General features: G+C 72.6%; 25 protein-coding genes. 6 read left to right on the top strand and 19 right to left on the bottom strand.

Annotated features, from left to right (window positions below; translation table 11 throughout):
- Positions 1–415: 415 nt before the first annotated feature.
- Positions 416–1,774, top strand: a complete 1,359-nt coding sequence (locus EST92_RS03780; protein WP_129279508.1) for an FtsW/RodA/SpoVE family cell cycle protein — start codon at positions 416–418, stop codon at positions 1,772–1,774.
- Positions 1,775–2,267: 493 nt separating this feature from the next.
- Positions 2,268–3,593, top strand: coding sequence for a class I SAM-dependent methyltransferase (locus tag EST92_RS03775; RefSeq protein ID WP_129279501.1), 1,326 nt, complete (start codon positions 2,268–2,270; stop codon positions 3,591–3,593).
- Here EST92_RS03775 and EST92_RS03770 read toward each other — a convergent pair.
- From EST92_RS03770 to tsaB, 4 genes are all read right to left on the bottom strand, one after another.
- Complete coding sequence (locus EST92_RS03770; RefSeq protein WP_129279500.1) at positions 3,577–3,942, bottom strand: hypothetical protein; 366 nt, start codon at positions 3,940–3,942, stop codon at positions 3,577–3,579. The two genes, EST92_RS03775 and EST92_RS03770, sit on opposite strands and share 17 nt — an antisense overlap.
- A gap of 125 nt (positions 3,943–4,067) precedes the next feature.
- Entirely contained in the window at positions 4,068–5,198 is a 1,131-nt protein-coding gene (gene tsaD / locus EST92_RS03765) for a tRNA (adenosine(37)-N6)-threonylcarbamoyltransferase complex transferase subunit TsaD (RefSeq protein WP_129279499.1), read from the bottom strand.
- A 5-nt stretch (positions 5,199–5,203) separates the two neighbouring features.
- Positions 5,204–5,731: a ribosomal protein S18-alanine N-acetyltransferase gene (gene rimI, locus EST92_RS03760; RefSeq protein ID WP_343283768.1), complete on the bottom strand. Its 528-nt coding sequence runs from the start codon at positions 5,729–5,731 to the stop codon at positions 5,204–5,206.
- 65 nt (positions 5,732–5,796) lie between these two features.
- Positions 5,797–6,471, bottom strand: coding sequence for a tRNA (adenosine(37)-N6)-threonylcarbamoyltransferase complex dimerization subunit type 1 TsaB (tsaB, locus tag EST92_RS03755; protein WP_129279498.1), 675 nt, complete (start codon positions 6,469–6,471; stop codon positions 5,797–5,799).
- A 136-nt stretch (positions 6,472–6,607) separates the two neighbouring features.
- On the opposite strand from tsaB, the gene EST92_RS03750 reads away from it, so the two are divergent.
- A complete protein-coding gene (locus tag EST92_RS03750) occupies positions 6,608–7,174 on the top strand; it encodes a hypothetical protein (protein WP_129279497.1) in 567 nt (188 codons plus the stop codon).
- Positions 7,175–7,264: 90 nt separating this feature from the next.
- On the opposite strand, the gene EST92_RS03745 is transcribed toward EST92_RS03750, so the two are convergent.
- From EST92_RS03745 to EST92_RS03705, 9 genes are all read right to left on the bottom strand, one after another.
- The gene (locus EST92_RS03745) at positions 7,265–7,537 is read right to left on the bottom strand and encodes a hypothetical protein (RefSeq protein WP_129279496.1); all 273 of its coding nucleotides are present in this window, start codon (positions 7,535–7,537) and stop codon (positions 7,265–7,267) included.
- Positions 7,538–7,741: 204 nt separating this feature from the next.
- Complete coding sequence (gene tsaE, locus EST92_RS03740) at positions 7,742–8,269, bottom strand: tRNA (adenosine(37)-N6)-threonylcarbamoyltransferase complex ATPase subunit type 1 TsaE (RefSeq protein WP_129279495.1); 528 nt, start codon at positions 8,267–8,269, stop codon at positions 7,742–7,744.
- A 204-nt stretch (positions 8,270–8,473) separates the two neighbouring features.
- Positions 8,474–9,811 (bottom strand): alpha/beta hydrolase, encoded by a 1,338-nt coding sequence (locus EST92_RS03735; RefSeq protein WP_129279494.1) that lies wholly within the window; start codon positions 9,809–9,811, stop codon positions 8,474–8,476.
- The gene (gene alr / locus EST92_RS03730; RefSeq protein ID WP_129279493.1) at positions 9,808–10,995 is read right to left on the bottom strand and encodes an alanine racemase; all 1,188 of its coding nucleotides are present in this window, start codon (positions 10,993–10,995) and stop codon (positions 9,808–9,810) included. The genes EST92_RS03735 and alr overlap by 4 nt, the downstream gene beginning before the upstream one ends.
- A gap of 59 nt (positions 10,996–11,054) precedes the next feature.
- Complete coding sequence (locus EST92_RS03725) at positions 11,055–11,870, bottom strand: L,D-transpeptidase (protein WP_254068467.1); 816 nt, start codon at positions 11,868–11,870, stop codon at positions 11,055–11,057.
- A gap of 108 nt (positions 11,871–11,978) precedes the next feature.
- Positions 11,979–13,403, bottom strand: coding sequence for an NAD(P)H-hydrate dehydratase (locus EST92_RS03720; protein WP_129279491.1), 1,425 nt, complete (start codon positions 13,401–13,403; stop codon positions 11,979–11,981).
- 121 nt (positions 13,404–13,524) lie between these two features.
- The gene (locus EST92_RS03715) at positions 13,525–13,893 is read right to left on the bottom strand and encodes a holo-ACP synthase (protein WP_129279490.1); all 369 of its coding nucleotides are present in this window, start codon (positions 13,891–13,893) and stop codon (positions 13,525–13,527) included.
- On the bottom strand, positions 13,890–15,737 hold the full coding sequence (gene glmS, locus EST92_RS03710; RefSeq protein WP_129279489.1) for a glutamine--fructose-6-phosphate transaminase (isomerizing): 1,848 nt from the start codon (positions 15,735–15,737) through the stop codon (positions 13,890–13,892). The genes EST92_RS03715 and glmS overlap by 4 nt, the downstream gene beginning before the upstream one ends.
- An 81-nt stretch (positions 15,738–15,818) precedes the next feature.
- Positions 15,819–16,097 (bottom strand): hypothetical protein, encoded by a 279-nt coding sequence (locus tag EST92_RS03705; protein ID WP_254068465.1) that lies wholly within the window; start codon positions 16,095–16,097, stop codon positions 15,819–15,821.
- A 195-nt stretch (positions 16,098–16,292) separates the two neighbouring features.
- Here EST92_RS03705 and coaA point away from each other — a divergent pair, with 195 nt between their 5' ends.
- Both coaA and EST92_RS03695 read left to right on the top strand, forming a co-directional pair.
- Positions 16,293–17,276: a type I pantothenate kinase gene (gene coaA, locus EST92_RS03700; RefSeq protein WP_129279488.1), complete on the top strand. Its 984-nt coding sequence runs from the start codon at positions 16,293–16,295 to the stop codon at positions 17,274–17,276.
- Positions 17,277–17,289: 13 nt separating this feature from the next.
- A complete protein-coding gene (locus tag EST92_RS03695) occupies positions 17,290–18,231 on the top strand; it encodes a DUF389 domain-containing protein (RefSeq protein WP_129279487.1) in 942 nt (313 codons plus the stop codon).
- A gap of 28 nt (positions 18,232–18,259) precedes the next feature.
- On the opposite strand, the gene glmM is transcribed toward EST92_RS03695, so the two are convergent.
- The 4 genes from glmM to EST92_RS03675 all read right to left on the bottom strand — a co-directional run bounded on the left by glmM (position 18,260) and on the right by EST92_RS03675 (position 22,732).
- On the bottom strand, positions 18,260–19,618 hold the full coding sequence (gene glmM, locus EST92_RS03690) for a phosphoglucosamine mutase (protein WP_129247634.1): 1,359 nt from the start codon (positions 19,616–19,618) through the stop codon (positions 18,260–18,262).
- 138 nt (positions 19,619–19,756) lie between these two features.
- Positions 19,757–20,260: a 30S ribosomal protein S9 gene (gene rpsI, locus EST92_RS03685; protein ID WP_129247635.1), complete on the bottom strand. Its 504-nt coding sequence runs from the start codon at positions 20,258–20,260 to the stop codon at positions 19,757–19,759.
- Between the two features lie 44 nt (positions 20,261–20,304).
- A complete protein-coding gene (rplM, locus tag EST92_RS03680; RefSeq protein ID WP_129247636.1) occupies positions 20,305–20,748 on the bottom strand; it encodes a 50S ribosomal protein L13 in 444 nt (147 codons plus the stop codon).
- 349 nt (positions 20,749–21,097) lie between these two features.
- Positions 21,098–22,732, bottom strand: a complete 1,635-nt coding sequence (locus tag EST92_RS03675) for an ATP-binding cassette domain-containing protein (RefSeq protein ID WP_129279486.1) — start codon at positions 22,730–22,732, stop codon at positions 21,098–21,100.
- Between the two features lie 56 nt (positions 22,733–22,788).
- Between EST92_RS03675 and EST92_RS03670 the strand changes: the two genes are divergently transcribed.
- Positions 22,789–23,661: a hypothetical protein gene (locus EST92_RS03670; RefSeq protein ID WP_129279485.1), complete on the top strand. Its 873-nt coding sequence runs from the start codon at positions 22,789–22,791 to the stop codon at positions 23,659–23,661.
- A gap of 52 nt (positions 23,662–23,713) precedes the next feature.
- On the opposite strand, the gene truA is transcribed toward EST92_RS03670, so the two are convergent.
- Both truA and rplQ read right to left on the bottom strand, forming a co-directional pair.
- The gene (gene truA / locus EST92_RS03665) at positions 23,714–24,568 is read right to left on the bottom strand and encodes a tRNA pseudouridine(38-40) synthase TruA (RefSeq protein ID WP_129279484.1); all 855 of its coding nucleotides are present in this window, start codon (positions 24,566–24,568) and stop codon (positions 23,714–23,716) included.
- Between the two features lie 82 nt (positions 24,569–24,650).
- Positions 24,651–25,124 carry a 50S ribosomal protein L17 gene (rplQ, locus tag EST92_RS03660; RefSeq protein ID WP_129279483.1) on the bottom strand — a complete coding sequence of 158 codons (474 nt, stop codon included), beginning with the start codon at positions 25,122–25,124 and terminating at the stop codon, positions 24,651–24,653.
- Positions 25,125–25,233: the final 109 nt, after the last annotated feature.

Below are 25,233 nucleotides of genomic sequence, written 5' to 3'. Positions count from 1 at the left end.
AGTGCCAACGCCGAGACTATGACGCGGTTAGCACTCGGTCAAGCGGAGTGCCAGCGCGGCGGGGGGAGGGTTCCACCGTCCTGGGTTGACCCGCCGTACGGCGGCGCGCCCCGGGGCCACCCCCCGACCCCAACCACGACCCTCCGGGCCGGAATCCGGGCAGGTTTCCAGGCAGGCTTCCGGGCAGGTCTGCGGGACGACCTCCGGACGGTTTCTACTAAATCGGACACACCTTCCCTTCCCTCGCAACCACGTCACGGGCTGCCCCGTCTACCTCTTTGCTGCCGAACCGACGAACCGGGCGCGCGCCCGGACGGCCGGCGGCGTCGACGACCGATGGCGGAGGACTCGCGTGCGTGGACTGACCAGCGTTCCCCGGGCTGCCAGGGAGCGGGAGAGCGATGCCGAACGCACCATGACGTTCGCCGCCCTCGCGCAGGCACCGGACCGCCGGCGGACCGAGGCGTGGCTGCTCGCCGTCGTCGTCCTGATCGCGGACTTCGGCTACGCCTACACCGGTCTGTCGATGACCGGCCGGCTGCCCAGCGGGCTGACCGGCTTCGCCGTCAGCATGTTGTTCGTGGCGCTGGTGCCGCATCTGGTGCTGCGCCGCTTCGCACCCCGCGCCGATCCGCTGATCCTGCCGCTGGCGACGCTGTTGACCGGCATAGGCCTGGTGCTGCTGCACCGCCTGGACGTCACCTACGCGCAAACGCCCCGGCTGAAGATCGCCGAGGCGGCGAGCGGCCAGCTGGTCTGGACGGTGATCGGGGTCGCCGTGTGCATCGGCATCCTGCTGGTGCTGCGCGACCACCGCATTCTGCAGCGCTACATCTATCTGACGATGGTGGTCGCGCTGGTGTTACTGATGGCGCCGGCCTTCTTCGGCGCGGACATGTACGGCGCCAAGCGCTGGATCCTGCTCGGGCCGCTGTCGCTGCAGCCCGGCGAGTTCGTGAAGATCATGATCTCGGTGTTCTTCGCGGGCTATCTCACCGTCAACCGCGACGCCCTGGCGTTGGCCGGGCGGCGGGTGCTGGGCGTCCAGCTGCCCCCGGGGAGGCAGCTCGCGCCGATCTTCACGATCTGGGTGATCAGCCTGCTGGTGCTGGTCTTCGAACGGGACCTGGGCACCTCGTTGATCTTCTTCGGGGTCTTCGTGATCATGCTCTACATGGCGACCGAGCGCACCAGTTGGGTGCTCTGCGGGCTGGCCATGGCCGTGGTCGGGGCCACCGTGGTCGGCTCGACGGAACCGCACGTCAAGGGCCGGATCATGGCCTGGCTGCACCCGATGGACATCTTCCTGCCACAGGCGCAGCGGCCGCCGGGACTGATCTCCGACCAGGCCGCACAGGCGCTGTTCAGCTTCGGCAGCGGCGGAATCTCGGGCAGCGGCCTGGGCCAGGGCCACCCGGAACTGATCGGCTTCGCCGGCAACAGCGACTTCATCCTCACCACGGTGGGCGAGGAGCTGGGCCTGGCCGGGATGATGGCCGTGATCATGCTGTACGTGCTGCTCGCCCAGCGCGGGTTGCGGGTTGCGCTGACCGCGCGCGACCCCTTCGGCAAGCTGCTGGCGGTCGGACTCTCCGGCGCGCTGCTGCTCCAGGTCTTCGTCGTCGCCGGCGGCGTCACCGGGCTGATCCCCCTGACCGGCAAGGCCCTCCCGTTCCTGGCCAAGGGCGGCTCCTCACTGGTCGCGAACTGGGTGATGGTGGCGTTGCTGCTCCGCATCAGCGACCATGCGCAGCGCCGGCGGGAGCCGGCGTAGTTTTCCCACGTTGTCGGCTTTCCCGCCGTGGGGCTTGCTCGCCGTGGCGCCTGCGGCGGGCTGGGTGGGTGTCGGGTGCGGTGACGGACCTCCGGGGCCTGTTATGTGGACTGCTTCGCTTTACGTCCACATAACAGGCCCCTCCGGCCCGTCCCCTCCCGTGAGTGGAGTACGTGACGGTGAGTGGGGGCGGGCCACCGATCACCGCTTTTTCCGTACGACCCATAAGGCGCGCTCGACCAGCCACGTTCACCCCCACCGGCCTTCCCCATCCCCCAACGGGAGGGGACGGGCCGGAGCGGGTGGGTGTCCGGACGTAAAGCGAAGCAGTCCGGACACCCACCCGCGGAGGCCCGTCACCGCACCCGACAGCCCCGCGCAGCGGCACCGCCCGCCGCAGGCGCCACGGCGCGCGCACCGCGAAGCGGGCGACAAACGGCGAACAACCCCCACGGCGGGAAAGCCAAAAACGTGGGGAGAGACAATGAACCCCATGGACGACCTCGACGCTTTCGTCGGCCTGCTCGCGCCGGAGGGGCAGGCCCTGCTTGCCGAGTTGCGGGACCACGACCCCGCCGACGAGTTGGCGGCAGCCACCCGGCTGCGCCGCGACCACCCCGCGCCGCTGGTCTCCGCCGCCCTCGGCCAGGCCCGGCTGCGTCAGCGCGCGGCGGCGAAGTTCGGGGCGGACGCGCAGCTGATGTACTTCACGCCGAACGGCGTCGAGCAGTCCACCCGTACCACCGTCGCCGCCCACCGCGCGGCCCGGTTCGCCGCGCTGGGCGTCCGTACGCTGGCCGATCTGTGCTGCGGCATCGGCGGTGACGCGCTGGCGCTGGCGCGGGCCGGGGTCCGGGTGCTGGCCGTCGACCGCGACCCGCTGGCCTGTGCGGCGGCCCGGGCCAATGCCGAGGTGCTGGGGCTCGCGGAGCTGATCGAGGTGCGCTGTGCGGACGTGACGGAGGTGGACACCGCCGGATACGACGCGGTGTTCGTCGATCCCGCGCGGCGCAGCAAGGCCCCGACAAGAGGGGCGGGGCGCAGCCCCTCGGGCAGGGGTGGTGGCCGGGCGACGGGTGGGCGCATCTTCGACCCGGAGGCGTACTCACCGCCGCTGTCGTGGGCCGTCGAGGCGGCCCGTACGGCGCCGTGCGCGGCGCTGAAGATCGCGCCCGGGGTGCCGCACGACGCCCTTCCCGAGGACGCCGAGACGGAGTGGATCTCGGACGGCGGCGACGTCAAGGAGGCCGTGGTGTGGTTCGGGTCGGCGGCGGAGGGCCGGGGCCCGGTCCCGGGCGGCCGCCGTGCCACTCTGCTGCCGGCCGGTGAATCGCTGCTCGGCGCGGGGTTGCCGGAACCGGCCGCCGCGGGCCCGAACGCCGCCCCGGCCGGCGGCGCTTCGGAAGACCACGCCCCGGTGGGGCCGGTCGGGGACTGGCTGTACGAACCGGACGGCGCGGTGATCCGGGCCCATCTGGTGGCGGACGTCGCCCGGCAGATCGACGGCCGGCTGATCGATCCGACGATCGCGTACATCACCGCGGACCGGCTGACGGCGACGCCGTACGCGACCGCCTACGCGCTCACCGACGTGCTGCCGTTCAACGTCAAGAAGCTCAAGGCCCTGCTGCGGGAGCGCCAGGTCGGGGTCGCGGTGATCAAGAAGCGGGGTTCCGCGGTGGAGCCCGAGGAACTGCGCAGGAAGCTGAAGCTGGGCGGTGGCCGCAACTCCTGCACGATCTTCCTCACCCGCGTCGCCGGCGCCCCCACGATGCTGCTGGGGCACCCGGCCACGGACCCGGTCACGCCAGGTCGGTGAGGTCCTCGGCGTAGATCTGGGAGAGCGGCTGCGGGCCGATGTACTGCTGGCAGGTGCACTGCCCGGCCTCGTACTGCACCGGCCGGTGGTCCTCGTCCCAGACCACCGCCACCTCGACCCGCTCATGGCACTTGCCCCGCTTGTCGTGCTTGGCGAGGTGGTGGGTGCAGCCGCACACCGGCTCCGGCGGTTTGTGGGCGGCAGCCAGCTCCTGCCGCTCCTGGCGCGCGGACTCCAGCCGCTCCATCTTGCGTTCGTGGCGGGTGCGCAGCGCCGTACGGCCGGCGTCCACGACCTTCGCGAATCCGCCCGCCATGAAGAAGATGAAGACCCACCAGAACCAGTCCACGGCCTGCCGCCTCCCCACGTGCGCGCCCAGTGCTGGTTGCCAGGGTAAGACCTCGGGTCACGCGCCGGGCGGGGGGAGGCGACAGCGCGCGAAGAACGACAAACGCCCTCCGCCCGCGGCCGTCGTCAGGAGTAGAGGTTGTGCTTGCTCACCTCGTGGACGTGGTCGTGGCCGTGGTGGTGCCCGGCCGGGGCCGCGGGCGCCTCGCCGGGCACGTGCGGCTCGGTGACCGGCAGCGACGAGTCCGCGGACAGGTCCCAGTCGGAGGCCGCACGGCCGCGGGCCACCATCTCCGCGCCCAGGGCGGCGACCATCGCGCCGTTGTCGGTGCACAGCTTGGGCCGCGGCACCCGCAGCGTGATGCCGGCGTCCTCGCAGCGGCGCTCGGCCATCGCCCGCAGCCGGGAGTTGGCCGCCACCCCGCCGCCGATCATCAGATGCTCCACGCCGTTGTCCTTGCAGGCCCGGACGGCCTTACGGGTCAGCACGTCCACCACGGCCTCCTGGAAGGACGCCGAGACGTCCGCCACCGGCACCTCCTCGCCGGCCGCCCGCTTGGCCTCGATCCAGCGGGCGACGGCCGTCTTGAGCCCGGAGAAGGAGAAGTCGTAGACCGGGTCGCGGGGGCCGGTCAGCCCGCGCGGGAAGCGGATCGCGTCGGGGTCGCCCTCGCGGGCGTAGCGGTCGATGACCGGGCCGCCCGGGAAGCCGAGGTGGAGCACCCGGGCGATCTTGTCGAAGGCCTCGCCGGCCGCGTCGTCGATGGTCGAGCCGAGCGGCCGGACGTCGGAGGTGATGTCGGGGGCGAGGAGGAGGGAGGAGTGGCCACCGGAGACCAGCAGGGCCATCGTCGGCTCGGGCAGCGGGCCGTGCTCCAGCTGGTCGACACAGATGTGCGAGGCGAGGTGGTTGACGCCGTAGAGCGGCTTGCCGAGGGCGTAGGCGTACGCCTTGGCGGCCGAGACGCCGACCAGCAGCGCACCGGCCAGGCCCGGTCCCGCGGTGACCGCGATCCCGTCCAGGTCGGAGGCGGCGACCCCGGCGTCCTTCAGGGCCCGCTGGATGGTGGGGACCATCGCCTCCAGGTGGGCGCGCGAGGCCACCTCCGGCACCACCCCGCCGAAGCGGGCGTGCTCGTCGACGCTGGAGGCGACCGCGTCCGCGAGGAGGGTGTGACCGCGGACGATGCCGACACCGGTCTCGTCGCAGGAGGTCTCGATGCCGAGGACGAGCGGTCCGCCGCGTGAGTCAGCCATGAGTGTCAAGTTCCTTGTACGGGGGGTGCTTCGGAGGAGGTCTGGGTGGTGCGGCGCATCACCAGGGCGTCGACGTTCCCGGGCTGGTAGTAGCCGCGGCGGAAGCCGATCGGCTCGAAGCCGAACCGCTCGTAGAGGCGCTGGGCACGGAGGTTGTCGACCCGTACCTCCAGCAGCACCTCACGGCACTCGAAGTCCGTGGCGGCGCCGAGGAGTTCGGTCAGCAGCCGGGAGCCGAGGCCGGAGCCCCACTGGTCGCGGGCGGTGGCGATGGTCTGGATGTCGCCGGTGCCGTCGATGGCGGCCAGTCCGCCGTAGCCGACCAGCCGGCCGTCCCGCTGGGCGCCCTCATCGGCGCGGCTGCGCGGCGGCACCAGTTCGGCGACGAGATAGCGGCGGGTGGCGTGTGGGCCGCGCGCATGGGCCAGCTCGGACCAGAACATGCCCGGCGACCAGGCGTCCTCGGGGAACAGCTCCCGTTCCAACGCCAGCACCGGCGCAAGATCCCACCAGCGCATCTCGCGCAGCACCAGGTCGCGGTCGCCGGGACCGCCCGGCGGCGGCGCCGGGGGCCGGGGATCGGGCGACGGGCGGACGCTCACCGGGGAGTGACCACCTTGTAGTTGGCCGGGACCTGGGCGTCCGGGCGGCGCAGGTACAGCGGCTGCGGCGGCAGCATCTCCTCGCCCGCCGCCAGCTTCTGTGCGGCCAGCGCGGCCAGCGCGGCGGCGGACTGGTGCTCGGGCCCGTCGCGTCGTACGCCGGTGAAGACGGTGTCGTAGAGCAGCGCACCCGCGCCCACCGCGGGGACCCCGGCCACCTCGTCGGCGATGTCCGCGGGGCGGTCGACGGCGGGCTCGGTCAGCCGGGTCACCGGGCGGGACGTCGCGCCGGGCTCGTAGCGCGCCCAGTAGACCTCCTTGCGGCGGGCGTCGGTGGCCACGACGAAGGGCTCGGTCAGCCCGGAGGCGTGGGCGAGGCCGTCGAGCGTGCACAGGCCGTGGACGGGCACGCCGAGCACCGCCCCGAAGGTGGCGGCGGTCACCAGGCCGACCCGCAGGCCGGTGTACGGCCCGGGGCCCACGCCGGCCACGATGTCGCTGACCGCGTCGAGCTTCCGGCCGGCCTCGGCCAGCACCCGGTCGACGGCGGGCAGCAGCAGTTCACCGTGCCGGCGGGCGTCCACCTGACGGGACTCGGCGAGGACGCCGGATCCGTCGTGGAGCGCGACGGTGACGGCGGGGGTGGCGGTGTCAAGAGCTAGCAGCAGCACGCCTCAAGACTACGGCGCGGCGGACGGTCTCCGTTCCGGTGCTACCGTCGCCCCGGTAGCCAGCAGCAAGCAGCCCGGCGTCAAGGCCCGGGACTCCCCGCCGGCGGCGGGGAGAGGGAGGAAAGGTGGCACAGCGGTGCCCGCTAAGAGCAGCACGATCGTCACCGCGCTGACGGCGGCGGCCCTGGTCGCGGTCGGGGTGCTCGGGTACCAGGCCTCGGCGTCCGCCCCGGACAGCCTCAACGAGGCCCGCAAGGACAGCCACCACGCCTCCAAGGACCAGCGGGACCACAACGACAAGAAGGCCAAGGCCCCGGCTCCCGCCCCGGTCCCCGCGGCCTCCGGCACCGGCCGGCGGATCGTCTACTCGCTCGGCGCCAAGCGGGTCTGGCTGGTCGACGCGAAGGGCACGGCACGGCGTACGTTCGCGGTCACGCCCAGTACGGTCAGCCCCCCGACCGGCAGTTACGCGGTCGGCTCGCGGTCGGTGAGCGTGATGGGCTCGGACGGCATCGCGATCGAGCACGTCGTGCGGTTCGCCGCCGTCAACGGCGTCACGGTCGGCTTCAGCGCCGCCGTGAACGGCTCGCGGCCCGCACCGGACGCGGGCAAGAAGACCGGCGGCATCCGGGAGTCGCGCGAGGACGGCAAGGCGATGTGGGACTTCGCGCTGCACGGCACCAAGGTCGTCGTGGTCTCCTGACCGCGCAGGACCTGCAGCCGCGCGGGGCCCGGACCGCGCAGGACCTGAACCGCCCGCGGCCCCGGAGCGTCGTGCTGTCGCCCCTACGGGCTACGCCGCGTCCCGGCCGCCGGTGGACGCCGGCCTCGTTCCGGCCCCGGCCTCCTCTTCCCGGTCCTGCTGATCTTCCTGCGCGCGCTGCTCTTCCGGAGCGCCGGGCACCGCGGCCCGGCGGGCCTCCTCGGCGGCGTCGGGGGGCGTGGAGACGGCGCTGGCCGCGGCGCACGCCGCCAGCAGCTCGTTCATGGTCGGCGTCTCGCGCGCCTCGCGCCCGGCCGCCTCGACGGGCCCTTCAGGCGTAGGGAAGGGCTGGTGGGCCGACATGGATGCCTCCCGGGGCTCCTGGGGCAACGCGACAGAAGCTAGGCTGGCTACTTAGGCTGACCTAACTAGGGGTCTCTCCCCATGTCACCACGCCCGGCACCAGGTACGCAACATCTTACCGACGGCTTGTCGGAAACTACGGGCGGGCGACCGGTCGCGACGCCGCTCCACAACGGCGCGACAGTCGGCGGCTCCGCCCCGAGGTCAGCAGGTCTCCAGGGCGGGCAGCCCGGCGTCCACCCAGCGCGCGCCGAAGCCGGTCACCGTCACCTCACGGACGTCGTCCACGTCCTCTTCCGGCGCCCCGGCCGGGCCGTCGCTCCCCACGGCCCGCCCGATGACCACATGCAGCCGGTTCTCGGACAACTCCTCGACCTTGCCCTCGCCCCACTCCACGACCACCACCGACTCCGGCAGCGAGACATCGAGGTCGAGGTCCTCCATCTCGTCCAGGCCGCCGCCGAGCCGGTAGGCGTCGGCATGCACCAGCGCGGGGCCGCCGGTCAGCGAGGGGTGGACCCGGGCGATGACGAAGGTGGGGGAGGTGACCGCGCCGCGCACGCCCAGGCCCTCGCCCAGGCCGCGGGTCAGCGTGGTCTTGCCGGCGCCCAGCTCACCGGTGAGCAGCACCAGGTCGCCGGGGCGCAGCAGCGGGGCCAGCCGACGGCCCAACTCCTGCATCTGGTCAGGGGACTTGACGGTGAGGTGCGCGATCGCGCCGGTGGTGCTCATGCCGCAAATGGTACGGCCCGGACGCGGTGGCGGTCCCGGACCGGGTGACAGGGCGGGCCGCCGGGCGCGTGGATCATGCCTGGTAGGGGACTCGAAGGCCGTGCGGGGCCAGTCCTGGCGAGGGCCCGTCGGCCGTGCGGGGCCGGCCTCCGGCCCACGCCGAGCCAGCCTCCGGCCCACGCCCGAGGCCGGCCGACCCGCCGCTCAGGCGCGGGCGGTCCGGGAGCTGCGGGCCGTCGCGCTCGCCCGTTCCACCAGCGACACCAGATGGTCGTTGACCAGCTCGGGCCGCTCCAGCATCACCAGATGTCCGGCGTCCGGAACACACACCAGCTCCGCGTCGGGCAGCACCTCGGCGATCGTCCGGCTGTGGTCGGCGGGCGTGATCAGATCGCTCTCCCCGGCGAGCACCAGCGCGGGCACCGCGTCGTACGCCACCAGCGCCTCGGTCTTGTCGTGCACCGCGAACGCCGGGAAGAACTCGGCGACCACATCGATCGGGGTCGCCTCGATCAGCCGCTCGCCGAACCGCGCGATGCCCGGGTCCACCTTCTCCGGCGTCCCGAACGAATACCGCTTGATCAGCCCCGCGAAGAGATCGGCGGTGGCCCGCCGCCCGCGCTCGACGATCTCGTGCTGCCAGCCCAGCGCCTTGAGCACGCCCGGCGCGAGCCAGTGGAAGGCCTTCATGCCCATCGACGGCAGCCCGTAGGTGACCTCGCTGAGCCGCCCCGCGGACGTGCCGATCAGGGCCACCCCGACCACCCGCTCCGCGACGAACTCCGGGAACTGGTCGGCCAGCGCCATCACCGTCATGCCGCCCATGGAGTGCCCGACCAGCACGATCGGCCCCTCGGGGACCGCGGCGTCCAGCACCGCCTTCAGGTCCCGGCCCAGCAGATCGATGGTGACCTCTTCGGTGCCGTCGATCTGGCTGTGGCCGCGCGAGGAGCGGCCGTGGCTGCGCTGGTCCCAGTGGACGGTGCGCACCGTGCCGCGCAGCGCGGAGCGCTGGAAGTGCCAGGAGTCCTGGCTGAGGCAGTAGCCGTGGCTGAAGACGACCGTGGGGGCCGCGGAGCGCCGGCCGAGCGCCGCCGTGAGCCGCTTGCGCAGACCGCCCTGGGCCTCCTGCGCGGCCCGGGCCTCCTTGCCACGGACGGGCTTGGCCGACCGGTCGCCCTTGCCGTTCCGGCCGTTCTTGGCCGCCCGGCCCGCCCGGTCGTCCTTCTCCGGCCGGCCCGGCTCCGGGCCCACCTCGTCGACCTCGTAGTACAGCTCGGTGCCGTCCTCGGCGATCGCCGCGCCCGGTGTGCCGCGCAGCGTGCCGTACGGGCCGGCGGCGTCCAGCGCGAGCCGGGCCCGGCGGCGCATCCCGCGGCCGACCGTCATCCGCTCTATCGCCACCCCGGCCGCGGCACCCGCCGCGACCACGCCGATCGCGGCGCCGGCGATACCGGCGTGCCGGCCCGCCCGCGCCCAGTTGCCGGCGGCCTCGGCCGCCGCCTCGACCGCCTGCGCGGCGGCCTCCTGTCCCTCGGTCATGCCGTACCCCCCGTGAGCGTGCGGTCTCCTTCGGTTGCGCTGCGCGTGTCGCTGTCCACATAGACGCGCGGCACCCGCGTTCCGATCCGGGTGACGATCTCGTAGCCGATGGTTCCGGCCACCCGGGCCCAGTCCTCCGCGGTCGGCTCACCGCGGTCGCCGGGGCCGAACAGCACCGCCGGATCGCCCGGCTCGGCGCTGTCGCCGCCCAGGTCGACCACGAACTGGTCCATCGCGATCCGCCCGGCGACCGTGCGCCACTTGCCGGCGACCAGCACCGGGCCACCGTTCGAGGCGTGCCGCGGGACGCCGTCGGCATAGCCGAGCGGGACCAGTGCCAGGGTCGTCTCGCCGGGGGTCGTGTAGTGATGCCCGTACGACACGCCGTGGCCGCCCGGGACGCGCTTGACCGACGCCAGCGCGGCCTCCAGCGTCATCGCCGGCCGCAGCCCCAGCTCCGGCGAGGTGCCGACCTCGGGGCTGGGAGAGATCCCGTAGATGCCGATACCGGTACGGACCAGGTCGAAGTGCGCCTCGGGGAGGGTCAGCAGCGCCGGGGTGTTGGCGAGGTGCCGCACCTCGGGGCGCAGCCCGGCCCGCTCGGCGATCGCCAACCCCTCGTGGAAGGCGGTCAGCTGGGCGGCGATGGAGGGGTGGCCGGGCTCGTCGGCGCAGGCGAAGTGCGACCAGACGCCGGTGATCCGCAGCACGCCCTCGGCCTCGGCGGCGCGGGCCGCGGCGGTCAGTTCCGACCAGTCGGCGGGCATACAGCCGTTGCGGCCGAGACCGGTGTCGATCTTGAGCTGGACGCGGGCGGTCCGGCCGCAGGCCCGCGCCGCCGCGGTCACCTCGCGCAGCGCCCACATGCCGCTCACCGAGACGTCGATGTCCTGCTCGACGGCCGTGCGCCAGGGGCCGCCCGGCGTCCACAGCCAGCACATCAGCCGCCCGGTGTCACCGGCCGCGCGCAGCGCGAACGCCTCCTCGGGCAGCGCCGTGCCCAGCCAGTCCGCACCGGCCTCACGGGCGGCGCGCGCACAGCGCACCGCCCCGTGTCCGTAGCCGTCCGACTTGACCACGGCCATCAGCTCTGCCCGGGGTGCACGGTCCCGCAGGGCACGCACATTCGACCGCACGGCGGCGACGTCGACGGTGGCGCGGGCGCGCTTTGCTGTCTCGTTCATCCCCCTCAGTGTTGCAGGCGACGCCGTGGGGCCCCGGGGGACGGGCGGGGAAACCGTGCTCACACCCCGGGTTTCCGCCCCCAGACGTACACAATGTCGCCCTTCTTCAGTACCTCCCAGACCCTCCGCGCGTCCGTCATGGTGAGGTTGACGCAGCCGTGCGAGCCGGGCCCGGAGAAGATGTCCTCGTAGACGCCGTGCAGCGCCTCCCCGCGGTCGAAGAACTGCGCGTAGGGCATCGCCGTGTGGTACAGGTTCGAGATGTGGTGCCGGTGGCGCAGATAGATCCGGTACATCCCGGTACGGGTCTCCATCGACGGCGCACCGGAGCGGATCGTGACCGGGTCGAAGATCACCCGCCCGTTCTGCTGCACCCACATCAGCTGCCGGTTCAGATCGACGCAGGCCGTACGCTCGGCCCGGTCGGGGCAGTGCCCGGCCCGGTTGGGGTCCTTCTTGGCCCGCATCAGCCGCACCATGGCCCCGGTGACCGGCCCGGCGAAGCCGGTCGCCGGCGCGATGCGGTGCGCCTGTTGGAAGCGCCGGATCGCCCGGCAGTCCCCCAGGCTCTGCCGCCCGTCCACGTCCCGCCGCAGGTAGCGCTCGGCCTGCCGCTGGTAGGGCCCGGTGGACTGGCTGCACGCCGCCGCCCGGAGCCCGTGGGGCACTTCGGACCGCGGTACGTACTCGGTGTGCGACCGCGGCGGCCCGTAGGGGGCGGCCGCCGGTGCCCGGCCGGTGCGGGCCGGCTCCTGCGGGAGGCCGGGTACCAGGTCGGACGCCTCCGCGGACGACGGGACGACGGCCACCGCGGGCGGCCCGACGGCAACGAGCAGCGAGGCGCAGACCAGCAGCGCCGAAAAGGTGCGTTTCATGCCCTCACGCATGCCATGATCGGACGGTCATACCGCCCGCCGCGCACCAGGTTCGCCCTGGTGCCCGCCCCTTTCCCCCGCGGGGCGTAACGCCGTACGCGGCAGCTGTCAGTCCGTCACATCCCGCCAGGCCGCGTCCAGATGGGCGGCCACTTCGGAGGCCAGGATCGGGGCGCCCGCCGGCCCGGCCGCCCGGCGCGCGGCCAGCCCGTGCAGATACGCGCCGACGGATCCCGCGTCCCGGGCCGGCAGCCCCGCGGCGAGCAGCGAGCCCGTCACCCCCGACAGCACGTCCCCGCTCCCGGCCGTCGCCAGCCAGGCGGTCCCGGTGGGGTTGACCCGCACCGGCCCGTCGGCCGCCGCTACCAGCGTCGTCGAGCCCTTGAGCAGCACCGTGGCGCCGAAGCGCCGCGCCAACTCCCGTACGGTCGCCAGCCGTGCCGCCTCGACCTGGCCGCGCCCGCTCCCGAGCAGCGCCGCGGCCTCCCCGGCGTGCGGCGTCAACAGCGTCTCGGCGCGGCGTTCCCGCACCCGCTGTGGCGTCAGGAACCGCAGCCCGTCCGCGTCCACCAGCACCGGCACGTCCGACGCCAGCACGTCGTCCAGCGCGTCCGACTCGTCCCCGATCCCGGGCCCGATCACCCACGACTGCACCCGCCCGGCCTTGTCCGGCGGCCCGGCATGCACCAGCGTCTCCGGGAACCGGGCCAGTACCGCGTCCGCGGCCGGCCCGACGTAGCGCACCGCCCCCGCGCCGCCCCGCAGCGCCCCGGCCACCGCGAGCACCGCCGCCCCCGGATACCGCGCGGACCCGGCGACCACCCCCACCACGCCCCGCCGGTACTTGTCGCTCTCGGCCGCCGGGCGCGGCAGCAGCTCCGCCACGTCCGCGTGCTGCAACGCCTCCATGGCGGCGTCCGCCGGCAGCGTGAGCCCGATGTCCACCAGCCGCAGCGCCCCCGCCCGCTCCCGCGCCGGGTCGGTCAGCAGCCCCGGCTTGTACGCGCCGAAGGTCACCGTGGCGTCGGCCCGCACCGCCTCCCCGCTCACCTCGCCGCTGTCCGCGTCCACCCCGCTCGGCAGATCGACGGCCACCACCGGCGCCGACTCCCATGCCGCCCGCGCCAGTTGCGCCGCCTCGGGCCGCAGCCCGCCGCGCCCCCCGATCCCGACGATCCCGTCCACCACCAGATCGGCCCGGGCGATGTCCCGCAGCGCCGCGTCCGACACCCGGCCCCCGACCGACCGCAGCGCGGCGAGCCCGCCCCGGTGTGCCCGTTCGGGCGACAGCAGCACCGCCACCACCCCGGCCCCCCGCCGCGCCAGCCGGGCACCGGCGTACAGCGCGTCCCCGCCGTTGTCGCCGCTGCCCACGAGCAGCACCACACGGGCGCCGTACACCCGCCCCAGCAACTCCGCGCAGGCCACGGCCAGTCCGGCCGCGGCCCGCTGCATCAGGGCCCCTTCGGGCAGCCGGGCCATGAGCTCCTGCTCGGCGGCCCGCACGGTCTCCACGCTGTAGGCAGTTCGCATACCCACAAGTCTCGCCCCTGGGAGGCGGGGTACGGCGCATTTCCTCTGTGCACGAGAACGGCGCCCGCCCACCGACGAACGGGGGCGGGCGCCACAGCAGGCTCCAGGAGGACGACAGGGCCTACGCCTCGGCGACCACCACGGCGGAGGCGACCCCCGCGTCATGGCTCAGCGACACATGCCAGGACCGGACGCCGAGTTCCGTGGCGCGCGACTCGACCGTCCCGCACACCCGCAGCCGCGGCTGCCCGCTGTCCTCGACACACACCTCGACATCGGTCCAGCGCAGCCCGCCCGGTGCCCCGAGCGCCTTGGCCACCGCCTCCTTGGCGGCGAACCGGGCCGCCAGCGACGCGGTACCGCGGCGTTCCCCGCTCGGCAGCGTCAGCTCCGCGGGGAGGAACAACCGCCGCGCCAGCTCGGGCGTACGGTCCAGCGCCGCCCCGAAGCGGTCGATCTCGGCGACGTCGATCCCGACCCCGACGATCATTCGACGGTCACCGACTTGGCGAGGTTGCGCGGCTGGTCGACCTCGTTGCCGCGGGCGGTGGCCAGCTCACAGGCGAAGACCTGCAACGGCACCGTCGACACCAGCGGCTGCAGCAGCACCGGCGTCCGCGGAATCCGCACGAGGTGATCGGCGTACGGCACGACCGTCTCGTCGCCCTCCTCCGCGATCACGATCGTCCGCGCCCCCCGGGCCCGGATCTCCTGGATGTTCGACACGATCTTGTCGTGCAGCACGGACCGCCCACGCGGCGACGGCACGACCACCACCACCGGCAGGTCCTCCTCGATCAACGCGATCGGCCCGTGCTTGAGCTCACCGGCCGCGAAGCCCTCCGCGTGCATGTACGCGAGTTCCTTGAGCTTCAGCGCGCCCTCCAGCGCCACCGGATAGCCCACGTGCCGGCCGAGGAACAGCACCGTGTTCTTGCCGGCGAGGCTGCGCGCCAGCTCCCGTACCGGCTCCATCGTGCCGAGCACCTGCTCGACCTGGGTGCCGATGGCCGCGAGTTCGCGCACCACGGCCCGGATCTCGTCGCCCCACTTGGTGCCCCGTACCTGCGCGAGGTAGAGCGCCACCAGATAGCAGGCCACCAGCTGGGTCAGGAACGCCTTCGTCGACGCCACCGCCACCTCCGGCCCGGCGTGCGTGTACAGCACCGCGTCCGACTCCCGCGGGATGGTCGACCCGTTGGTGTTGCAGATGGCGAGCACCTTCGCGCCCTGCTCGCGCGCATGCCGCAGCGCCATCAGGGTGTCCATGGTCTCGCCGGACTGGCTGATGGCGATGACCAGCGTGTGCCGGTCCAGGATCGGGTCCCGGTAGCGGAATTCGCTGGCCAGCTCGGTCTCGCAGGGGATCCGCGTCCAGTGCTCGATCGCGTACTTGGCGATCATCCCCGCGTGGTACGCCGTCCCGCACGCCACGATGACGACCTTGTCGACCTCGCGCAGCACCTCCGGCGGGATCCGCACCTCGTCCAGCGACAGCACGCCCGACGCGTCGATCCGCCCCAACAGCGTGTCCGCGACGGCCTTCGGCTGCTCCGCGATCTCCTTCAGCATGAAGTAGTCGTAGCCGCCCTTCTCGGCGGCCGAGGCGTCCCAGTCGACGTGGTACTCCCGCACCTGCGCGGGCACCCCGTCGAAGTCGGTGACCGTCACCGTCTCCCGGCGCAGCTCCACGACCTGGTCCTGGCCCAGCTCGATCGCCTCGCGGGTGTGCGCGATGAACGCCGCCACGTCCGAGGCGAGGAACGCCTCGCCGTCCCCGACCCCCACCACCAGCGGCGAGTTCCGGCGTGCCCCGACCACCACATCCGGCTCATCGGCATGCACGGCGACCAGCGTGAAGGCGCCCTCCAGCCGCCGGCACACCTGCCGCATCGCCTCGGCCAGCTCCCCGCAGGACGAGTAGGCCTCGGCGAGCAGGTGCGCCACGACCTCGGTGTCCGTCTCGGACGCCAACTCGTGCCCACGGTCGGTGAGTTCGGCGCGCAGCCCGGCGAAGTTCTCGATGATGCCGTTGTGCACGACGGAGACCCGGCCGGCGTTGTCCAGATGCGGGTGGGCGTTGGCGTCGGTGGGCGCGCCGTGGGTCGCCCACCGGGTGTGCCCGATGCCCGTCGACCCCGTCGGCAGCGGACGGTCGGCCAGTTCCTTCTCCAGATTGGCGAGTTTGCCGGCCTTCTTGGCGGCCGCCAGCCCGCCGTCGGCCAGCACGGCGACACCCGCCGAGTCGTAGCCGCGGTACTCCAGCCGCTTCAGCCCGGCCAGGACGACGTCAAGGGCGCTCTGCCCGCCCACATATCCCACGATTCCGCACATGGAGGCAGCGTACGCTGCGGGCGCGCACGGCCCGCAGCGGCACGTTGCGGCGGGTCACAGCCGAAGGATCGGACCCGCCCCTCAATACCCCAGAGCTATCCGATCATGCGCCTCGCGCACCGTCTCCAGGAACTCCTCGTCCGCCTCCGCGTCCACGCCGATCCCGCCGGCCGGCTCGTAGCGCTCCAGGAAATCGGCGAGGTCCTCGCCCAGATCCTCGTCCGGCAGCTCCTCCGCCAGCTCGGCGTAGACCCGCGCGGCGAAGCAGTCCGACGCGGCCTTCCTGCCCCTGACGCGGACCGCTCCCGCGGACCTCCCCCACGGCCGCTGTCCCAACAGACCGGCCTTACGCGCTCCCACACGTGCCCCCTTGCATCGTCCACGGCCCTGGGCGGGCGTGTCCCCGCCACCGACCGTACCGGGCAATATCCATTCGGGTACAGACAGCCAGGTGGAGAAGCGCCCAAGCCGACCCTGACAGGTACAACCCCACCCGCGGACGCCAGCGTGGCACCCGGAGGTGAACGGCACATGACGGCTGCGCACAATGGGCGCGTGCCCTCGACGACCGATCCGCAGCAACGACGCCGCGCCGAAAGCTCCCCGTACGTCGATCTGACGCGCGCGCAGTGGAGCGCCCTGCGGGAGAAGACCCCGATGCCCCTGACGGCCGACGAGGTCGAACGGCTGCGGGGGCTCGGCGATGTCATCGACCTCGACGAGGTCCGCGACGTCTATCTCCCGCTGTCCCGGCTCCTCAACCTCTATGTCGGCGCCACCAGCAACCTGCGCGGCGCGCTGAACACCTTCCTCGGCGACGCGGGCGGCGGCCCCCAGACCGGCACCCCCTTCGTCATCGGGGTCGCGGGCAGCGTGGCGGTCGGGAAGTCCACCACCGCCCGGCTGCTGCGGGCGCTGCTGGCCCGATGGCCCGAGCATCCGCGGGTGGAGCTGGTCACCACCGACGGCTTCCTCTTCCCCAATGCCGAGTTGCACCGCCGCGGTCTGATGTCCCGCAAGGGCTTCCCGGAGTCCTACGACCGGCGGGCGCTGACCCGCTTCGTCGCGGACGTGAAGTCCGGCCGGGCCGAGGTCTCCGCGCCCGTCTACTCCCACCTGATCTACGACATCGTGCCCGGCGAGCGGCTGACCGTACGCCGCCCGGACATCCTCATCGTCGAGGGGCTGAACGTCCTGCAGCCGGCGCTGCCCGGCAAGGACGGCCGCACCCGCCTCGGCCTCGCCGACTTCTTCGACTTCTCCGTCTACGTCGACGCCCGCACCGAGGACATCGAGACGTGGTACCTCGGCCGCTTCCGCAAGCTGCGCGAGACCGCCTTCCAGAACCCGTTCTCGTACTTCCGCAAATACACCCAGGTCTCCGAGGACGAGGCCCTCGACTACGCCCGGAAGATGTGGCGGACCATCAACAAGCCCAATCTGCAGCAGAATGTGGCCCCGACCCGCGGCCGCGCGAACCTGGTGCTCCGCAAGGGCCCGGACCACAAGGTGCAGCGGCTGTCGCTGCGCAAGCTCTGAGGAGTACGAACCCGTGCTGCATCTGCGACTGATGATGCCCGCCGACCGTACGGACGAGGTGGTCGAGCTGCTGGAGACGACCGTCGGAACGACCCATCTGGCGGTACTGAGCGGTGCCGCACGTGACCCGCAGGGCGATGTGGTGCTGTGCGACGTGGCGCGGGAGGCCGGGAACGGACTGCTGGCCCGGCTGCGGGCGATGGATCTGGACAAGACCGGCTCGATCGCGATCGAGCACATCGACCTGTCGCTGTCGCTGCGCGCGGACCGGGCGGAGGACGAGGCCCCCGGCGAGGGCGCCGACGCCGTGCTGTGGGAGTCGCTGAGCGATGCGACGCACGAGGAGTCGACTCTCTCCGTCACCTACCTGGCATTCCTGACGCTCGCCACGATGATCGCGGCCTGCGGTGTGGTCCTCGACAACGCGATCCTGATCGTCGGCGCGATGGCCGTGGGGCCGGAGTTCGGCCCGCTGGCCGGCTTCTGCACCGCGCTCGTCCGGCGCGCACCGCGGCTGGCCTGGCGCTCGCTGACGGCGCTGCTCGTCGGATTCGCGGTGGCGATGGCGGTGACCGTCGGCTTCAGTCTGTTCATGGATGCGGTGGGGCTCTTCCACATCACGGCCGTGGAGGCCGCGCGGCCGAACACCAACTTCATCTACCGGCCCGACTGGTTCTCGTTCGTCGTCGCCGTGCTCGCCGGCATTGCCGGGGTGCTCTCGCTGACCTCCGCGAAATCGGGCGCGCTGGTGGGCGTGGCGATCTCCGTGACCACGGTCCCGGCCGCCGCCAATGCTGCGGTCGCCCTCGGCTACGGGGAACTCGGCCAGGCCTGGCACTCCATGGAACAGCTGGTGCTGAACCTGGCGGGCATCGTGATCGCGGGCACGCTGACCCTGGCCACCCAGAAGCTGCTGTGGGCCCGGCACGACTCGGGCCCGGCCCCTCGCAGTTAGCGAAGAGCCGGGCCCGGCACGACAGCCCCTACCCCAGTGCGGACTTGACCGCGTCGGCCAGCCGTCCGGCCACCGCCCGGGCCTGCTCGATGTCGGCCGCCTCCACCATCACGCGGACCAGCGGCTCCGTGCCGGACGGCCGCAGCAGCACCCGCCCGGTCGCGCCCAGTTCCCGCTCCGCCTCGGTGACCGCCGCGGTCAGCTCGGGGGAGGTGGCCACCCGCGCCTTGTCGACGTCGGGGACGTTGATCAGGATCTGCGGCAGCCGCTCCATGACGCCCGCCAGCTCGGCCAGTGGCCGGCCGGTCGCGGCGACCCGGGCGGCCAGCATCAGCCCGGTCAGCGTGCCGTCGCCGGTGGTGGCGTGGTCCAGCACGATGACGTGCCCGGACTGCTCACCGCCCAGCGCGAAGCCGTGCGCCTTCATCTCCTCCAGGACGTACCGGTCGCCGACCGCGGTCTGCACGAGCTCGATGCCCGCGCGCTCCATGGCCAGCTTGAAGCCCAGGTTGGACATGACGGTCGCGACCACGGTGTTCTTGCGCAGCGTCCCGGCCTCGCGCATCCCGAGCGCCAGCACCGCCAGGATCTGGTCCCCGTCGACCTCGTTGCCCTCGCGGTCCACCGCCAGGCAGCGGTCCGCGTCGCCGTCGTGGGCGACACCCAGGTCGGCGCCGTGCTCGACGACGGCCGCGCGCAGCAGCGCGAGGTGGGTGGAGCCACAACCGTCGTTGATGTTCAGCCCGTCGGGCTCGGTGCCGATCGTGATGACCTCGGCGCCGGCCCGGGCGAAGGCCTCCGGCGAGACCCGCGCCGCCGCGCCGTGCGCCCCGTCGATGACGACCTTCAGCCCGTCCAGGCGGTTGGGCAGGACGCCGACGAGATGCGCGACGTAGTTGTCGAAGCCCTCGTCGTAGACGGTGACCCGGCCCACGCCGGCACCGGTCGGCCGCTCCCAGGGCTCACCGGAACTGTGCGCACGGTAGGTCTGCTCGATACGGTCCTCCAGCTCGTCGGCGAGCTTGTGGCCGCCGCGGGCGAAGAACTTGATGCCGTTGTCGGGCATCGGGTTGTGGCTGGCGGAGAGCATCACGCCGAGGTCCGCGCCGAGCGAACCGGTCAGGTACGCGACCGCCGGGGTCGGGAGCACCCCCACCCGCAGCACGTCCACGCCGGCACTGGCCAGGCCCGCGACGACCGCGGCCTCCAGGAACTCCCCGGACGCACGTGGATCACGTCCGACCACCGCCACCGGCCGGTGACCTTCGAAGGTGCCCACTTCGGCGAGCACATGCGCCGCAGCGACCGACAGACCGAGCGCCAGCTCCGCCGTCAGATCCGCATTGGCGACACCGCGCACACCGTCCGTGCCGAAGAGTCGTCCCACTGGTGTCCTCCGAGTAGATGAGCTTGGACCAGAGATTTACGTCCAGGTATACGCGTCCGGTCCCGGATAGCCGAACGCCCCGGCAGCACGGAGGTGCCACCGGGGCGTACGCCAAGGGCTGCATGGAGCAGCGCGCGGTCAGCGCTTGCTGTACTGCGGCGCCTTGCGGGCCTTCTTCAGACCGGCCTTCTTGCGCTCGACCGCACGGTCGTCACGCTTGAGGAACCCGGCCTTCTTCAGCGCGGGGCGGTTGTTGTCGGCGTCCGCCTCGTTCAGCGCACGGGCCACGCCCAGGCGCAGCGCACCGGCCTGGCCGGAGATGCCACCGCCGGCGATGCGGGCGATGACGTCGTAGCGGTTGTCGAGCTCGAGCACCTTGAAGGGCTCGTTGACTTCCTGCTGGTGCACCTTGTTGGGGAAGTAGCCCTCAAGGGTGCGGCCGTTGATCTTCCACTGGCCGGTGCCCGGAACGATCCGGACGCGGGCGATGGCGTTCTTGCGACGGCCCAGGCCGGCCGCCGGCTGCGGGTCGCCGAAGCGGGACGCGAGGGACTCGGAGGTGTACTCCGACTCCACGACCTCGGTCTCGGTGGTGTACTCCTCGACCTCGTCCAGCGGGGTCTCGGGGGTGGTCTCAGCCACGATGCTCCTCAGATTCTCTCTGTCGTCTTAGGGGGTGGCCGGACTTACTGCGCGACCTGGGTGATCTCGAACGGGACCGGCTGCTGCGCAGCGTGCGGGTGCTCGGCGCCCGCGTAGACCTTCAGCTTCGAGAGCATCTGACGGCCGAGGGTGTTCTTGGGGAGCATGCCCTTGATGGCCTTCTCGACGGCCTTCTCGGGGTTCTTGTCGAGCAGCTCGTCGTAGCGGACGGAGCGCAGACCACCCGGGAAGCCGGAGTGCCGGTAGGCCATCTTCTGGGTCCGCTTGTTGCCGGACAGGTGCACCTTGTCGGCGTTGACGATGATGACGAAGTCACCCGTGTCAACGTGCGGCGCGTAGACCGGCTTGTGCTTACCCCGCAGGAGGGACGCGGCCTGGGTGGCCAGGCGGCCCAGGACAACGTCCTGCGCGTCAATGATGTGCCACTGGCGCTGGACATCGCCGGGCTTGGGGCTGAACGTACGCACGTCTTAGCCTTTGCTTGTGAGTTGGGGTCTCCCCTGGTCATTAAGACCTTGGGGAAGGGTCCTGTACTGGTCGCCTCGGCTGATCACACAGCAGGGCGGCTCTACGGGTGACGCAACCCGATCGTCCGCCGCTGGCCATCGGCCGACGGGACCGGCGTAAGGGCCCCTCACGTGAGATAGAGCAAGCCAATACGCATAACGAACTGGCAGAATACCGGGCCGTCCCCAGCGGGGTCAAAACACGCCCCGAACCGGCGTACGGTTCCGGACCGGGACGGGGCGCGGTCACCGTCGGTATCGCCCGCCCTACGGCGGGCACCCGCCGCCCGGTGCCCGCCGGCCGCCCCCGCTACCGCTTCCGCGCCACCCTGCGCTCGTCCCACACGGGCTCGGCGGTCTCCCGCACCAGCCCGTCCGACCCGAACACCAGGAACCGGTCGAAGGCCTTCGCGAACCACCGGTCGTGCGTCACCGCCACCACCGTCCCCTCGTAGGCCTCCAGCCCCTCCTGCAGCGCCTCCGCCGACTCCAGGTCCAGGTTGTCCGTCGGCTCGTCGAGCAGCAGGGCGGTGGTGCCGGCCAGCTCCAGCAGGAGGATCTGGAAGCGGGCCTGCTGGCCGCCGGAGAGCCGCTCGAAAGGCTGCTCGGCCTGCTTCTCCAGCTCGTAGCGGCGCAGCGCCGACATGGCCTGGCCCTTGTCCCGGGCGTGCTCGGTCCACAGGATGTCGAGCAGGGTGCGGCCCAGCAGCTCGGGGTGGGCATGCGTCTGCGCGAAGTGACCGGGCACCACGCGGGCGCCCAGTTTCCAGCTGCCCGTGTGGGCCACCGGGCTCTCCGTGTCCCCGGCCAGCAGCCGCAGGAAGTGCGACTTGCCGGAGCCGTTGGAGCCGAGGACCGCGACCCGCTCGCCGTAGAAGATCTCCAGGGAGAACGGCTTCATCAGGCCGGTCAGCTCCAGGTCCGCGCAGGTCACCGCCCGTACACCGGTCCGCCCGCCGCGCAGCCGCATCGTGATGTCCTGCTCCCGCGGCGGCTCCGGCGGCGGCCCGGCCTCCTCGAACTTCCGCAGCCGGGTCTGTGCCGCCGCATAGCGCGAGGCCAGCTCGTGGCTGACCGAGGCCGCCTGCCGCAGCGAGACCACCAGCTTCTTCAGCTGCGCATGCTTCTCGTCCCAGCGCCGCCGCAGCTCCTCGAAGCGGGCGAAGCGCTCCTTGCGCGCCTCGTGGTACGTGGCGAAGCCCCCGCCGTGCACCCAGACGTCGGAGCCCGCCGGCCCCGGCTCGACGCTGACGATCTTCTCCGCGGCGCGGGCCAGCAGCTCCCGGTCGTGGGAGACGAACAACACGGTCTTGCGGGTGGTGCGCAGCTGCTCCTCCAGCCAGCGCTTGCCGGGGACGTCCAGATAGTTGTCCGGCTCGTCCAGCAGCAGCACCTCGTCGGTGCCGCGCAGCAGCGACTCCAGCACCAGCCGCTTCTGCTCGCCCCCGGACAGCGTGCGCACCTGCCGCCACTGCGCCTTCTCGTACGGCATCCCCAGGGCCGCCATGGTGCACATGTCCCAGACCGTCTCGGCCTCGTAGCCGCGCGCCTCGGCCCAGTCGCTGAGCGCCTGGGCATAGGCCATCTGCGCGGCCTCGTCGTCGCCCTCGGCGCTCATCATCGCCAGCTCGGCGGCGTCCACCGCCGCGGCTGCCTGCCTGATCCGCGGCTGCGCCACCGAAACCAGCAGGTCACGCACCGTACGGTCATCGCGTACGGAGCCCACGAACTGCGGCATCACGCCCAGCCCGCCGCTGACCGTGACCGCCCCGCCGTGCGGCTGCAACTCCCCCGCGATCAGCCGCAGCAGCGTCGTCTTCCCCGCGCCGTTGGCTCCCACCAGTGCGACCGACGCGCCCTCCCCCACGCGGAAGGACACATCTCCCAGCAGGACCCTCCCGTCCGGCAGGTAGTACTCCAGATGCCCGGCCTCAAGATGTCCCATGAGCGGGATTGTCACCGGTCGTTCCGCGTTCCACCAACCCCATTAGGATGCGCGGCATGAGCTTTGGGCAGGGGGGGCCGTTCGACGGCCCCGGGGGTTCTTCGTCGTCCACTCCGGACTGGGGTGCACTCGCCGAGGAGAGCGAGGCACAGGCCCGCCGCAAACGCCGGCTGTGGATCGGCGGCGGCGCACTGGCGACCCTCGCGGTGGCCGGCATCGTCACCGCCGCCGTCATGGCCGGGAGCGGCGGTTCCCCGGGCGGCGGCGCGTCGGCGTCGCCCACGGCGTCCGACCAGGCCGCGGCGCCGGACGACAAGCCGTCCTTCCCCGACGTGTCGGTGCCGCCCCCGCCGAACCCGCAGGACTACATCTCCGATCCGAAGAAGGACACCGCGCCGCTCACCCCGGCCACCCTCTTCCCGCAGAAGAGCATGGTCGTCGGCGAGCACACCTACCCGCGCACCAGCACCGCCAGCACCAAGGACTGCACCGCCGCCGCCCAGGGCGCGCTGGTCTCCTCGCTGTCCCACAACGGCTGCAAGCAGCTGCTGCGCGCCACGTACTCCAAGGGCGGCGTCGCGGTCACCCTCGGCGTCGCGGTCTTCGACTCGCCCGCCAGGGCCGCCAAGGTCATGAACGAGGGCAAGCCCAACCTGATGCCGCTGCCCGGCAACGGCGTCCCCTCGGACTTCTGCCAGGGCACCAAGTGCCGGATGGCGACCAATGCCACCGGCCGGTACGCCTACTTCACCATCGCCGGCTACCTCAACGGCAAGGACGTCACCGGCACCGAGACCAAGGCCCAGCAGATCGCCCGGGACGGCGGGGCCTACGCCTTCACGCAGATCACCCAGCGCGGCAAGGACCAGGCCGCGAAGGCCGCCGAGCGGCAGCTGAAGGAAGCCCAGCGGAAGGCCGGCCGGTCCTGACCCCGGCCGGCGGGCCCGGCGGCGCCACCGCCGGGCCCGGCCACCCGCCGCCTCAGCAGCAGCCGGCCCCCGGCAGCGTCCGCTTGTTCCGCGCCTCCTGGTTGCGCGCCCTCAGCAGCTCATCGGCCGGATAGCCGACCTCCTCCAGCGTCAGCCCGTGCGGCCGCACGACATGCACCGCGGAGTCCCGCACCCCCGCCGCCAGCACCTTGCCCGGCCAGTCCGTCGGCCGGTGCCCGTCCCCCACGAACAGCAGCGCGCCGATCAGCGAACGCACCATGTTGTGGCAGAAGGCGTCCGCCCGCACGGTCGCCGTGATGATCCCGTCCGTGCCCCGTTCGAGGCTCAGGGCCTGGAGCGTACGGATGGTCGTGGCGCCCTCCCGCTTCTTGCAGTACGCCGCGAAGTCGTGCTCCCCGAGCAGCGGGCGGGCCGCCTCGTTCATGGCGTCCACGTCGAGCGGCCAGTCGTGCCACAGCACATGGCTGCGCAGCAGCGGGTCGACGCCGCCCGGGTTGTCGGTGACCCGGTACGCGTAGCGCCGCCAGACGGCGGAGAAACGGGCGTTGAAGCCGCTGGGCGCCTCCCTGACGGCCCACACCCGTACGTCCTTGGGCAGGCGCCCGGCGAGCCGCTTGAGCAGCTTCCCGCTCTGCTCGGCCCAGATCTCCCGGGGCAGGTCCACATGCGCCACCTGCCCCCGCGCGTGCACCCCCGCGTCCGTCCGTCCGGCCACGGTCAGCTCGTAGGTCTCCCGCGAACGGGTGACCGTACGCAGCGCGTCCTCGATCTCCCCCTGCACCGTCCGCCGCCCGCCGGCCTGCTTGGCCCAGCCCGAGAATTCCTTGCCGTCATAGGAAAGGTCCAGCCGCACCCGGACGTAGCCGGGCTCCACCTCGTCACTCACGCGATCAATCCTCTCAGGCTCCCGGCAACGCGAAGCGGGCCCGCCCCCGAAGGGACGGGCCCGCTCACAGCCAGGCAGCGCCTCAGGCGTCCTTGCTCTCCTCGGCCGGAGCCTCGGTGGCCGCCGCGGCGGCCTCGGCGTCCTTGGCCGCACGCTTGGTCGCGGCCTCGGCCTCACCGGTGGCCTGCTGGGCCACGGTCAGCGCCTCCACCAGCTCGATGACGGCCATGGGCGCGTTGTCGCCACGGCGGTTACCGATCTTGGTGATACGGGTGTAGCCACCCGGGCGGTTCTCGAACCGCGGCGCGATCTCGGTGAACAGCGTGTGGACGACGCTCTTGTCCGAGATCAGCTGCATGACCTGGCGGCGGTTGTGCAGGTCCGCCTTCTTCGCCTTGGTCACCAGGCGCTCCGCGTACGGACGCAGACGACGGGCCTTGGCCTCGGTCGTCGTGATGCGACCGTGCTCGAAGAGAGCGGTGGCGAGGTTGCGCAGCATCAGACGCTCGTGCGCAGCGCTGCCGCCCAGACGGGCACCCTTGGTGGGCTTCGGCATTTCTTTCTCCTTGGTATCTGCCCCGGCCGTATCAGGTACCGAGGTCAGGACCCGGTGAGCGGTTGCTCACCGGCAACAACCAGCGCCCCGTGAGGGGCGCGGGGCTGCG

Source organism: Streptomyces sp. TM32, from assembly GCF_004122755.1.
Classification (GTDB): Bacteria; Actinomycetota; Actinomycetes; order Streptomycetales; family Streptomycetaceae; genus Streptomyces; species Streptomyces sioyaensis.
This window is presented reverse-complemented; position numbering and strand designations above follow the sequence as displayed.

What these genes read in the sequence shown, in the direction of transcription:
- EST92_RS03775 (WP_129279501.1), top strand. Translation starts at nt 2,268, where the DNA reads ATGGACGACCTCGACGCTTTCGTCGGCCTGCTCGCGCCGGAGGGGCAG.
- alr (WP_129279493.1), bottom strand. Translation starts at nt 10,995, where the DNA reads ATGAACGAGACAGCAAAGCGCGCCCGCGCCACCGTCGACGTCGCCGCC.
- EST92_RS03725 (WP_254068467.1), bottom strand. Translation starts at nt 11,870, where the DNA reads ATGAAACGCACCTTTTCGGCGCTGCTGGTCTGCGCCTCGCTGCTCGTT.
- rplQ (WP_129279483.1), bottom strand. Translation starts at nt 25,124, where the DNA reads ATGCCGAAGCCCACCAAGGGTGCCCGTCTGGGCGGCAGCGCTGCGCAC.
- glmS (WP_129279489.1), bottom strand. Translation starts at nt 15,737, where the DNA reads ATGTGCGGAATCGTGGGATATGTGGGCGGGCAGAGCGCCCTTGACGTC.
- EST92_RS03670 (WP_129279485.1), top strand. Translation starts at nt 22,789, where the DNA reads ATGAGCTTTGGGCAGGGGGGGCCGTTCGACGGCCCCGGGGGTTCTTCG.
- EST92_RS03745 (WP_129279496.1), bottom strand. Translation starts at nt 7,537, where the DNA reads ATGTCGGCCCACCAGCCCTTCCCTACGCCTGAAGGGCCCGTCGAGGCG.
- EST92_RS03720 (WP_129279491.1), bottom strand. Translation starts at nt 13,403, where the DNA reads ATGCGAACTGCCTACAGCGTGGAGACCGTGCGGGCCGCCGAGCAGGAG.
- EST92_RS03715 (WP_129279490.1), bottom strand. Translation starts at nt 13,893, where the DNA reads ATGATCGTCGGGGTCGGGATCGACGTCGCCGAGATCGACCGCTTCGGG.
- EST92_RS03735 (WP_129279494.1), bottom strand. Translation starts at nt 9,811, where the DNA reads ATGACCGAGGGACAGGAGGCCGCCGCGCAGGCGGTCGAGGCGGCGGCC.
- tsaD (WP_129279499.1), bottom strand. Translation starts at nt 5,198, where the DNA reads ATGGCTGACTCACGCGGCGGACCGCTCGTCCTCGGCATCGAGACCTCC.
- EST92_RS03675 (WP_129279486.1), bottom strand. Translation starts at nt 22,732, where the DNA reads ATGGGACATCTTGAGGCCGGGCATCTGGAGTACTACCTGCCGGACGGG.
- EST92_RS03780 (WP_129279508.1), top strand. Translation starts at nt 416, where the DNA reads ATGACGTTCGCCGCCCTCGCGCAGGCACCGGACCGCCGGCGGACCGAG.
- tsaE (WP_129279495.1), bottom strand. Translation starts at nt 8,269, where the DNA reads ATGAGCACCACCGGCGCGATCGCGCACCTCACCGTCAAGTCCCCTGAC.